We start from the raw sequence: 11,818 nt of genomic DNA, 5'->3' as shown, positions 1-11,818 counted from the left end.
CGATCTCCTCGGTGATCATCGTGGGCGCGCTGGTGGCGGCGGCCACGTCTGGTAGCCCGATTGCCAAGTGGCTGGGGTGGCGGCGGCGGCGGTGGCGGCGGAGGCGGAGGCGGAGGCGGAGGCGGCGGAGGCGGCGGCGGTGGCGGCGGAGGCGGCGGAGCGCCGCAGGTGCCGGTCACCACCACGCAGGTGTTGAGAGTGGAATCGGCGGTGTAGACCCCCGACAGCGTGCCGCCGCCGAAGTCCACCGTGCCGAAGAAGGTGTCGTTGGTCGTATCACCCCGGCCGAACGCGATCACCCGGATCGTGCTGCTGGGGAAATCGGGATCGCGGCGGATGATCAGCCCGCCAGGGCCCACGACGATGCCCGAAAAGGTGGTGCCGGTGCCGGTGTTCTGGGCCAGCAGGTGGCTGGCCACGTTGAACTCGACGGCATTGGCGGAAAGGAACGGCGTGTCGCTGGTAAAGGTGAAGGCTTCCAGCGTGGCCTGCAGCGCCGGATCGTTCGGGTTGGCGAGGATTTGCGAGAGCACGCTGGATGTCGCCGCAAAGATGCTGCCACCGAAGACGGTCGCGCTGCCTGCCAGCGTGGGCGAAGTGCCCCCGCTGTTGACCGAGACGGAGCCGTTGGGCAGCGCAAACACCAGCCGTTCCGCCCGCATGAACAGTTCGTCGGTGCTGGCGGCATTGGTGTAGTTCAGCGCGCCGTTGATCACCATCGAGCCATCGGTGCTGATGCCAAGACTGGAGAAGCCGGTGGCGGACTGGCTGCCGGATACGGTCAGCGGACGCAGCTCCAGGTCCAGCACCGGGGTGTTCACGGTGGCCGGGCCGAAGATGGCCAGGCTCTGCCCACGCAGGCGGTCAACTTCTTCCTGGACCAGGGTGTAGCCCGCCTCATCCACAGTGCCGCCCACGGTCATCGTGTGGGCGGTGTTGCTGGAGAACAGGGACAGGAACTGGCCATAGACCAGCGCGCCGGGATTGATGACGATATCGCCCGACGCCAGCGTCAGATTGGTGAACTGCAGGGCATTGGTGGTGGGCGAGTTGCCGGTGATGGCAATCGTGCCCAGCGCGGTCGCTTCCAGCACGCCGGTGATCGTGGCCGGGGGTGCATAGCCCAAGATCTGCCCGCCCCCCGAGGTATCGAAGTTGAGGTTGCCGGCCGTGGTCAGGCTGGCGATCTGTCCCACGCGCACCTGCCCGCCGGTCAGCGCCTGCAAGCGCGAGGTGTGCGTTTCGATCCCGCCATTGGCATTGGCCGCCGTGGCATTGAGCAGCCGCGCGGTGATCAGCCCGCTGTCCAGCGCGTCGAGCTGGAAATACCCGGCAGTGCCGGTGGAGGGGGCGACATAACTGGGGGTGACGTCGATCGTCAACTCGTCGACCGTCAACTGCGAGCCGGTGAACTGGCTGATGAGCTGGACCTGGCCGCTCTGGGCCGTGGTGTCTTCGTCCACGATGGCGCGGGCCGTGGCGGTCAGGTTGGTGATCGTGCTGGTCCCGCCGTTGATCGTGCCGAAACGCACGAAGCCCGCCGTGGCCGCCCCGTCGGCGCTGCCATCGGTGTTGAAGCCGCCATAGGCGTCGGCGCGCAGCGCCAGAGTGGGCAGGGTGATCGTGCCGCCGTCGTTCTGCAGGCTGGCCTGGCCCGCTGTCGCCGCCCCGATCAGGTTGCCGGCGGTGCCACCATTGGCTTCCGAGAATATGGTTAGGACGGCAGTGCTGCTGGCCGCTTCCAGCCGGCCCAGCGGCCCCACGTTGACCGTGACGTTGCCGGCACTGGCCACGCCGGTTGACCCGTCGTCGCCCGCCGTGGCGGTGGCGGCGAACAGGCTATCGCCCGCCACCACCAGACGCCCCGCATTGATGCCGATCTGGGTGCTGCCCGGGCCGCCATCGCCGCTGGTCCCGCCGTTGACCGCCAGGCCGCCCAGCGTGTTGCTGGCAATCTGCAACTGCCCGGAAAGCACGGCCCCGCTGTTCACGTTCACCTGCACGCCGGACCCGGTGGCATCGCCGCCGTCCACCCTGATCGGACCCGAATTGATGCCGCTGCCGCCCACCGCGTCGGAGGCGATCAGCAGGCTTCCGGCCACGATCTGCGAATTGTTGAGGGTGACCTGCGTGCTGCCCCCCGTGGCAGCACCGCCTGCGCCAAGGTCCACCTCGCTGGCCCCGCCGATGGTGCGGGTGCCGAAGAAGGCGGGCAGGGCGTTGGCATCCTGGGCGAAGGTCATCACCGAGCTGCCCGACAGGTCCACGCGGGTCTGCGCGCCGCTGGCGGTGCCGCCGATACCGTCACCGCCACCGGTGTTGCCGCCCGTTGCGCTCGCCTCGACGTTGGCGGTGATCGCCACATCCAGCGTGCTTGCACCCGACATGGTCAGCGTGGTTGTGCCGCCGCCAGCGTTGCCCCCTTCATGGCTGAGTGAGGTGCCGCCTGATACGATCGTGTCCAGCGTGAGCGAGCCGAGATCCACATCGGCGCCGTTCAGCAGTTCCATCGTGGCGGTGACGGGACCGGCATTGCCTCCCCGCGGGGTGGTGGCACCCGGACCCGCATTGATGCCGCCATACGCCCCATAGCTAACGCTGAAGGTGCCGGTGCCGGCCCGCACGCGGCTGCCATCGATCGTCAGCCGAACCGATCCGCTGGTCCCGTCCGACGATGCATTGCCGCCTGCGCCGCCCAGGCCATCGCCGCCTTGCGCCAGGCCGCCGAGCGAAAAGAAGTCCGCTGTCTGCAACAGCGCGCCTGTGCGGAAAGTGGCATTCACCGCCCCGCCGGTAGCGTTGCCGCCCCGGCCTGTCGGGTTGATGCCCAGTCCGCCGAGCGCCACCAGGCCGGCAGACATGCTGTCGGCGTTGATGAGCCCGTCGTTCTCGACGAGGATCGTCATGTCGCCGCTGGTGCCCAGGCCACCGGTGAGGCCGCGGCCGCCCGCACCTTCGGAGCTGAAAGCCACCGCGCTCAGCGGGCTGTCGATCCTGCCGCCATCCAGCGTCAGGTCGAACTGTCCCCCCAGGCCCGCGCCGCCAGTGGTGTCGCCGTCGCCCCCGGTCCCGATCGTGACGGCGGAGAAGGGCCCGGTTATCGCGAATTCGCCGTTTGCCTGAAAGGCTTCCAGGGCCACCACCCCGCCAGTGCCAGCGCCGCCCGTTGCGCCGCCATTGCCACCCGTGCCGGTGGTAGCAAGCGACAGGGCCTGCGCCTGGATGTCGGAATCGTCGAGCGAAACGGTGACTGCTCCGCCGGTGCCCGTGCCGCCGGTGGCGGTGCCGGTACCGCCCCGCGCGCCGGTTATGAATTGCGCCTGGGTGCCGGTGGAGACCAGGTGCGATCCGCCGGTCAGTGCTATCTGGATCTCCCCGCCCGTGGCGATTGCCCCGGTAGCCGCCTGACCAATGCCGCCCACGGCCTCGGCCAGCGCCAGCAGGCTTCCGCCCATCTGGATGGTCGCCCCGTCCGCCGCCTCGAACCGCACCAGCCCGGCCGCGGCCGCGCCGCCTGCGATCAGTGTGTTGTCCGAACCCCTTGCCCCGGTGTCCAGCGTGACAGCGCCTTGCAGGTCGATCAGGGACCGGGCCACATTGGCCGTATCGTCAAGGTGGGCCAGCAACAGGATGCTGCCGCCCTCGGCCGTGTTGGGTGTGCTGGCCGCGGTGGCGCTGGTCAGACTGGTGGCCACCGCGCTGGCATCCGCGCTGGTTATGCCAGTGACGATGATCGACCCGTCCTGCTCGCTGCGCAGCACGATTTCGCCGCCGGTGGCGCTGCCGCCGCTGACCGGCTGGGCGTTGCCGTTGTAGGCCAGGCCGCTGGCCTGGATCGTCAATGCGCCACCCAGCGCGACTGCGGTCCTGTCCGAAAAGATCTCGGCCCCCACGCTGGACGCATTGCCGATCTGGCCCGTGTCGAAATTGGCGCCGGGCGTACCGATCGAAATCAGCGAGGTGTCGCCGTCGATCTGCACGCCGTTGCCGGCGTTGCGGATGGCCACCGCGCCGGCCGCCCCGTCGAGCAGGGCCGGATCGATGGTGCTGATCCCGCTGATGCCGGTGACGCTGGCATCGAGCCGGGCATTGCCGGTGATGGTCACCTGGCCCCCGTCCTGCGTCTCGATCAGCGCGCCGACGCGGCCATAAAGGAAGGCATCGCCGTCCACCCCGGTAAAGCCGCCGTTGGCCGTCAACTGCGCGCTATGCGATGCATGGGCGATCAGGTTGCTGCTGACCTGCCCTTGCTGGATGTAGATGTTGCCTTCGCTTTGGCCCCGCACGCTACCCTGCGTCAGGTCGTTGACCACGGTAGTGCCGATGACGTCGTAGTTGGCGGCGAGCACCACCACGCCGTTCTCGATCGAGGCGCTGACCGCGGGGGCAAAGCCCAGGTCGCCCTGGAACACTAGGTCCATGCGGTTGTCGGGATCGAATCCCCGGCCCACGGCATAGATCACGTGATGGTCCGTTCCGCCGGTGCTGGCCGCACCGGTGGTGGTGCCACTGTGGAACAGACCCCCGGCCTGCGCGCCGGTGGTAATGGTGATGTCGAACAGGCCGCTGGAATGACTGAGGGTCATCTCGTCACCCAGCGCGTAGACCACGCTGCCGTTCACATCCACCAGGCCGCCCTGATCAATCGAGGGGGCCGCCATCACCACATAGCTGCCCTCGGCCGAAGCGGTGATCTCTGCCCCGTTGCTGATGAAAATGGCGGTGGGAACAGGGCTGGTATTGTCCAGCGCCAGCGGGCCGCCGCTGGTGGCGAAGGCCCCGAACTGGCTGATATCCGGGGCCAGCGTGGTCAGCACCAGGCTGCCCACGTCGAACACGGCGGTGTTGCCCACCAGGATGCCCGTGGGCGAATAGAACATCACGTGCCCGCCGGGCGTGATCGGCCCGCCCACCACCGGCTGCACGCGCGAATTGACCGTGCCTTCGATCCGCACCAGTTCATTGTTGCTGGATGGCAGCACGCGGTTGATCACGGCAAAGGTGGCTGCCCCCGGGGTGCCCTGGAACGTGGCTGTGCCGGTGCTGGGCAGGTAGGTGAGCGCCGTGCCGGAGATTTCCTGCGGCTGCCAGTCGATCACCGCATCGGTGCCGGTAACGGTGATGGTGTGCTGGTTGGGGACCGTGCCGTTGATCGTCACCGTGCCCTGGACGATCGTGGGCGTGGCCTGGATCGCCTGGGCCGTGGCGGCCTTGGGCAGGACCAGCGTGCCCAGGGCCAGGGCCGCACTGCCGCAGGTGGACAGCAGCATCAACTTGGCGTTGCGGGTGGCGGACATCGCTTTACAAACTCCGGTACATCAGAAGCCCCAGGGCAACAGGCGGCTGGTGATCGAGAACAGCAGGCGGGCATCGCCGTGCGGACGGCCGCCCAGCACCTGGTTGTCGGTGCGGTGCAGCGGCACGGCCATGGCCACTTCTCCCTGCATGCCGCGGGCCCAGGCAAAGCGCACGCCGCCGCCGACCGAAACCAACTTGTCCGGGTTCAATCCGCGCTGGCTGGGATCGCGATCATTGAGGCGCGCCGCATCGACGAAGGCGAACGGCTGCACCGCATAGGCATCGGCCCCGCGCGGGATCAGCGAGCCCAGGCGGAACTCCAGCGAGCCCGAGACCCCCCGGTCGCCCGTGATCGCGCCGGGATCGTAACCGCGCCCGGTGGAATAGTTGCCGCCGGTCATTTCCTCGAAGGCGGGCAGGGCATTGCTGGCCCCCTGCGCGGCGACGCGCACGGCCACGGTGAAGGCTGGCACGGGGCGGAATTCCGCCGCCAGGTCCAGCCGCAGCAGGGTGGCGGTGGGATCCTGCTCGATCCGGCTGGGAAGTTTCTTGCTGGCGGTGCAGGCCAGCAGCGCGGCGCGGCAATCGGGGTTGGCGCCCAGGATCGACAGGCCGCGGCGCAGTTCCATGCCATAGGCCAGCCGCAGGCGCGGCTCATAGGGCGTATAGCCGTTCTGCCGGGCCAGCGAGGCACTGTCGGTCTGGCTGCCGTCCATCCGCAGCCAGGCCACCCGCACCCGGTCGCGCGAGAGCAGGAAGCGGTTGGCCCGCACATCCTGGTCGACTATGTCCAGACCGGTGCTGAGCACCACGGCCTGCGCCTGCGTGCGGACCAGCGGCCAGGCGGCGCGCACGCTGCCGAACAGCGTTTCGGAGCGCACGTCGAACCCGGCAATGCCCAGAGTAGGATGGGCCCAGCCCAGCGTAAGCTGCCCGCCCAGCTTCAGGCCATCGCCGCCAGCCAGGAAATCGTGCGCCACCTGCACGGTCTGCTGCTCGGCAAAGTCGTGCGAGGAGAACAGCGAAATGCTGGTGACATCGCCCAGCCCGGTCAGGCCATAGACCTGTGCGCCCAAGGTGCCGCCGAAGCGGCCCAGTTCACGGCTGCCCATGTTTTGCAGGTTGAAGCTGACCTGCGCCGATTGCGCCACCACGGCGATCTCGCCGATCAGGTCACCCGGCTGGCCATTGGCCGCAGCGCGCAGCGACAGGCGCACGTCCATGCCGGGAATGTCGTCGGCCAGCAGCAGGTAGCGCTCGGCCTCGTTGACGTTGAACACCGGCTGGTCGACCAGGTGCTGCAGGTAGCGCTCCAGCACGCCCATGCTGCCGCCCGGTTCGCCGCGCACGCGCACCGCCACCAGGCGGCCCACAATCACGCGCAGTTCCGCCGCGCCGCCATCCAGCCGCTGCTCGGGGATTTCCACCGCCGCCAGGTAGCCGGCATCGGCCAGGGCCTCGCTGGCGCGGGCGCGGATGTCGCACAGCACGGACAGCGGCAGTTCGCGGCCAAGGTAGGGCCGGGCGGCTTCGTCCAGGTCCACACCGGGCGCGGCCTCGGCTCCCGTGAAGCGGACCGAGCTTAGGGTGACGCGGATCTCCGCCATCGCCGGATCGTCCAGCGCGCAGGGGCCGCGCTCCAGCCCGCCATCGACGCTGATGGTGGTGCGGCGCTCGTCCTGGCGCACTTCGGGGGGCAGCAGTTCGCTGCGGGTGGGCGGAGTGACGGCGCCGGGCGGCAATTGCTGCGCCAGAGCGGCGGAACTGCCAAGGCCGGCGGCAAGCGCCAGCATGCTCGCCAGCACACGGGTGCCCGATGCCCTGCCGACGGGGCGCAAATGTCCTGAATCGTGAACCAAGCTCAGCAAAACCCGCCCTTCCCCCTTGGCCGGTGCCCCACGCCTTGACGATTGCGGTGCCGGCCTGTGATGCCGGTCTCCCGCCCGTTGGCGCAGATGCGATGTGTGCGATCCCCGTAAATCCGCTTATGGCGCGCCCGCCATGCGCGGGCAACGACAATGCGACGAAATTCTGCTATCCGCCTGTTATTGCAGGCCCAGCGTCTCCGCCGCGGCGCGCAGCTGCTCCGCCGCGCCGGGGTTGGCCTGCAAGGCGCGGGCATAGGCACTGCGGGCCTGCTCGTCCCGGCCAAGCTGGCGATAGCTGCGCATCAGCATGATCCAGCCATCCACGTTCTGCGGGTTGCTTTCCAGCCGCGTGGCCAGGCGGGCGACCATGGCTTCGGCCATGTCCTGCTGCTGGCTGGGCGGGATTGAGGAAGCGGCGGCCAACTGTTCCTGCGTGGGGCCGGGAATGCCGGCCATGGCAGGCGGGGCGCCGGGAAGCGCGGCGGGGCCCTGGGGAAGGTCGGCGCGGGCGGCCAGCGCGGTATCGATGCGCGGTTGCAGGTCCGTGCCCTCGCGCTGGCCCACCTGCTGGATCGTGCGCACCAGGTCGGTTTCCCACGGGGCACCGGGCGGGGTATCGGCCAGCAGGGCCAGCCAGTCGGCAATCGCCCCCTCGTGGTCGCCTCCCAGATCCTTGTTCACGGCCATGAAATAGCGGGCGCGCGGGTCCTTGGCGTCCAGTTCCAGCGCGCGGCGGAAGGCGGCGAGGGCGGGGGCGGGCATGGGGTCGCTCTCGCTCGCCATCACCCGCGCCTCGCCCAGCGATGACCACAGGACCGCGCTTTCGGGCGCGATGCTGGCGGCCTTGTCATAGGCCTCGGCAGCCTGGGCAAACAGGTTGCGGGCGAAATAGGCAAAGGCCAGCCGCTGCCAGGCTTCGGCACTGTCGGGCGAGGCTTGAGTGGCCGCCAGCAGCGAATCCAGCTCCGCATCGCCGGTGCTGGCCACCGGCTCCTCCGCCGAGGCGAACAGGCTGGCCAGGTTCCCGTCGGCCAACCGCCACACGGCCGCCCCGGCCAGCGCCACCACGGCCACCAGCGCGAGGGCTGCACCCTTCTTCCAGTCTCCGGCCGGTTTGCCCGTGCGGGCTGCCGCGTCGCTTTCGTCCAATGTCGCCCCCTCGCTTGCGGCCATATGATAGGCCGCGTCGCCAGCGGTTTTCAACGGCCAGGGTTTGCGGCATAACGAATCGTCTGGGGGGACGGTGATGGCTTCGAATCCGGGGCGGGTGAAGGTTGCGATCGTGGGCTCCGGCCCCGCGGGCCTCAGCGCGGCTGCCCACGCGGCGGAGCTGGGGTTGAGCCACATGCTCATCGAGAAGACCGACCACCTGTCGGACACCATCTACAAGTACCAGAAGGGCAAGCACGTGATGGCCACGCCATCCAACCTTGTCCTGCGCTCGGACCTCGATTTCGATGCCGGCAAGCGCGAGGCGATCCTGGGCACCTGGGATGAACAGGTGGCCGCGCACAAGGTCAACGTGAAGTACAATGCCGAGGTCAAGGCGATCCGCGGCACCGGCGATCCGATTCCCGGCAGCGTGCAGCAGATCGTCACCCGCGCGCGCGATGGCACGAAGTCGGTCAAGGAAGTGCAGCGCCACGCTCCGCCCTATGCGATCGAACTCAGCAACGGCGAGACGGTGATTGCCGACAATGTCGTCCTCGCCATCGGCACCCAGGGCAATCCCAACCTGATGCGTTGTCCGGGTGCGGACCTGCCGCACGTGCAGTACCAGCTCGACGATCCGGCCGAGTATGTCGACGAGCACATCGTCATCGTCGGCACCGGCGACGCCGGGATCGAGAACGCCCGCGGCCTGGCCGAGGACCCGGCGCAGCGCAACACCGTGTCGATCCTCAACCGCGGCAACGAATTCCCGACCGCCAAGGCCGCCAACGTTAGCGCGCTGATGGCCGATCACGAGGCGGGCAAGCTGACCGTGCGGACCGGGAGCGAGACGAAGTCAATCGAACCCGGCTGGATCACGCTGACCACCCGCGATGGTGAGCTGCGGATTCCATGTGACCGGATCATCGCCCGCATCGGCTCGGCCCCGCCGCGCGCCTTCGTCGAGGAATGCGGCATCGAATTCTCCAGCGAGGACCGCAGCGCCTACCCCAGGCTGTCACCGGTGTTCGAATCGACCGCGCCGGGCATTTTCGTGATCGGTGCGCTGGCGGGCTATCCGCTGATCAAGCACTGCATGAACCAGGGCTATGACGTCGTCGAGTTCATCAACGGCAACACCTCGCTCAAGCCCGCCGACGAGCCGATCATCGCCGAGAAGTTCAGGAACCTGCCGGGCAACCGCAGCACCGACGAATGGCTGGAATTCCTGCGCACCAGGGTGTCGATCCTGAACGGCATGAACGGCCTGCAGATGCGCGAGTTCATGCTCGATTCGGAGGCGCGGTTCTACCGTGCGGGCGAGGTGATCTTCGAGCGTGACGCGCCCGGATCATCGCTGTTCGGCATCGCCAGCGGCTCGGTGGCGGTCGAGGTCAATCCGGCCGATCCGTCGATCACGGTGCCGATCGAGGCGGGTTCGATCTTCGGCGAGGTCGGCCTGATTTCCGGCCGCCGCCGCGGCGCGACCGTCCGCGCGGCGGAAGACACCATCGTGGTGGAAATCTCGCGCCTCGCCGCGCTCAAGCTGCAATCGCAGGTGCCGGCGGCCAAGCGGGCGATCGAGCGTATCTCGATCGAGCGGCAACTGTTGCAGATGTTCGGTTCGGGCCTGACGCGCGAGGATGTTGCCCCGCTGGTGGACGCCGCCGAAGTGCAGGAAAAGCCCGCCGGCACGGTAGTCGTCACCGAAGGCGCGGATGACAAGGACATCTACATCATCCGTCGCGGATCGATGGTTGTGGAAAAGGACATTGGCGGCAAGCCGGTGTTTCTCAGCTACCTGCCCGCCGGCAGCTATTTCGGCGAAATGGCGGTGATCGACGGATCGGCCCGCACGGCCACGGTCAAGGCGGCGATCAAGAGCGAGGTGGTGAAGTTCCCCGGCGAGCTGTTCAACGCCCTGCTCGATGCCAAGCCTGCCGTGCGCCAGCGCGCTCTGGCCGACATGGAAGGCCGCCGCCGGATCAACGCCTTTGTCGAGGAGCGGAAAGCCACCTTCGGTTCGGCGGCGGACATGTATTCGCAAACTGCCCAGTTCCTGATCGACAACGGCATCGGCGAGGCGACCGATGCGCTGCTGATCGACGAGACGCTGTGCGTGGGTTGCGACAACTGCGAAAAGGCCTGCGCCGACAGCCACGAAGGCCTGTCCCGCCTCAACCGGGAAGCGGGCAAGACCTTTGCCCACCTGCACGTGCCCACCAGTTGCCGTCATTGCGAGCATCCGCACTGCATGGCCGATTGCCCGCCCAACGCCATCAAGCGCGGCCCCGATGGCGAGGTGTTCATCGACAACACCTGCATCGGCTGCGGCAACTGCCAGCGCAACTGCCCCTATGGCGTGATCCGCATGGACGCCAAGCCGCCCGAAAAGCCGGGCCTGCTCACCTGGCTGTTGTTTGGCAAGGGGCCGGGGCCGGGCGAGGCGAGCTATTCATGGCGCAAGAAGAAGGCCGAGGCGCAGGGCCTCAGCACCGCCAAGCAGGCGGTCAAGTGCGACATGTGTTCAGGGATAGACGGCGGCCCCGCCTGCGTGCGCGCCTGCCCCACCGGCGCAGCGATCCGCGTGGCACCGGAGAAGTTCCTGACCGTGACCGGTGAAGGAGGGCTGGACTGATGGCTAGCGCCGCATCCACTCCCCGCCGCCGGACGCGCGAGAGCGATCATGAAGGCTTCCTGATCCACAAGCGCATGCGCTGGCTGAAGGTGGCGACGGTGCTGTCGCTTGCCGCCATCGTCGCCTATGCCTTCATCGATGTGGAGCCGCGCCCTAACGGCGGCACCTGGTACGGCTATACCCTGGGCACGATCGGCGCGGGGCTGATCGTGTGGCTGTCCCTCCTCGGCATTCGCAAGCGGCGGATGAACCCGGGGGTCTGGTCGCTGAAGGCCTGGACCAGCGCCCATGTGTACCTGGGCCTGTCGCTGATCGTGATCGCCACGTTGCACACCGGGTTCCAGTTCGGCTGGAACGTGCACACGCTGGCCTATACGCTGATGATGCTGGTGATCGCCTCGGGCGTCTATGGCATCGTCGTCTATGCCGTGCTGCCCGCCCGCCTCAGCAACAACCGGCGCGAGATGACCAAGGCGCAGATGCTGGACGCGCTCGATGCGCTGGACCGGCAGCTTGAGGCCGCGGCCCAGCCGCTGGGGCGGCAGGAGAGCGACCTGGTGATCGCCGCGCTGGAGCAGGATCCCTTCGCCGGGGGCCTGGCCATGCGCCTCACCGGCCGCCTGCGCCACTGCCGCACCAGCGCCGCGATCGACGGACTGGTGGGCCTGGCCGATACCCCGGCGGAACAGCGCGTGCTCTCGTTGCTGGCCAAGCGGCGCGCGCAGCTTGAACAGATCCGCCAGCACCTGCGCCTGCGCGCCATGCTGGAGGTGTGGTTGTTCGTCCACGTGCCCTTGACCATTGCCCTGCTGGGGGCGCTGACGGCGCACGTCGTCAGCGTGTTCTACTACTGGTGAGGGAG

5 protein-coding genes are annotated in these 11,818 nt (G+C 68.4%); 2 read left to right on the top strand and 3 right to left on the bottom strand.

The window, feature by feature from the left end; translation table 11 throughout:
* From GRI99_RS18570 to GRI99_RS18035, 3 genes are all read right to left on the bottom strand, one after another.
* A partial coding sequence (locus tag GRI99_RS18570; RefSeq protein WP_202393182.1) for a beta strand repeat-containing protein occupies positions 1–5,297 on the bottom strand: 5,297 nt, incomplete at its 3' end.
* Positions 5,298–5,318: 21 nt separating this feature from the next.
* Entirely contained in the window at positions 5,319–7,091 is a 1,773-nt protein-coding gene (locus GRI99_RS18040; RefSeq protein ID WP_160773462.1) for a ShlB/FhaC/HecB family hemolysin secretion/activation protein, read from the bottom strand.
* Between the two features lie 252 nt (positions 7,092–7,343).
* Complete coding sequence (locus GRI99_RS18035; RefSeq protein WP_160773461.1) at positions 7,344–8,339, bottom strand: tetratricopeptide repeat protein; 996 nt, start codon at positions 8,337–8,339, stop codon at positions 7,344–7,346.
* 73 nt (positions 8,340–8,412) lie between these two features.
* Here GRI99_RS18035 and GRI99_RS18030 point away from each other — a divergent pair, with 73 nt between their 5' ends.
* Both GRI99_RS18030 and GRI99_RS18025 read left to right on the top strand, forming a co-directional pair.
* Positions 8,413–10,956 carry a cyclic nucleotide-binding domain-containing protein gene (locus tag GRI99_RS18030; RefSeq protein ID WP_160773460.1) on the top strand — a complete coding sequence of 848 codons (2,544 nt, stop codon included), beginning with the start codon at positions 8,413–8,415 and terminating at the stop codon, positions 10,954–10,956.
* Positions 10,956–11,813, top strand: coding sequence for a hypothetical protein (locus tag GRI99_RS18025; protein ID WP_160773459.1), 858 nt, complete (start codon positions 10,956–10,958; stop codon positions 11,811–11,813). The genes GRI99_RS18030 and GRI99_RS18025 overlap by 1 nt, the downstream gene beginning before the upstream one ends.
* Positions 11,814–11,818 lie beyond the last annotated feature (5 nt).

The organism is Alteraurantiacibacter buctensis, from assembly GCF_009827655.1.
In the GTDB taxonomy this organism is placed as follows: Bacteria; Pseudomonadota; Alphaproteobacteria; order Sphingomonadales; family Sphingomonadaceae; genus Alteraurantiacibacter; species Alteraurantiacibacter buctensis.
The sequence above is the reverse complement of the archived record's forward strand: the minus strand, read 5'-3'. Positions and strand labels throughout refer to the sequence as shown.

Excerpts from the sequence above, each read along its gene's own strand:
- GRI99_RS18040 (WP_160773462.1), bottom strand. The coding sequence starts at position 7,091 with ATGCTGGCGCTTGCCGCCGGCCTTGGCAGTTCCGCCGCTCTGGCGCAG.
- GRI99_RS18035 (WP_160773461.1), bottom strand. The coding sequence starts at position 8,339 with ATGGCCGCAAGCGAGGGGGCGACATTGGACGAAAGCGACGCGGCAGCC.
- GRI99_RS18030 (WP_160773460.1), top strand. The coding sequence starts at position 8,413 with ATGGCTTCGAATCCGGGGCGGGTGAAGGTTGCGATCGTGGGCTCCGGC.
- GRI99_RS18025 (WP_160773459.1), top strand. The coding sequence starts at position 10,956 with ATGGCTAGCGCCGCATCCACTCCCCGCCGCCGGACGCGCGAGAGCGAT.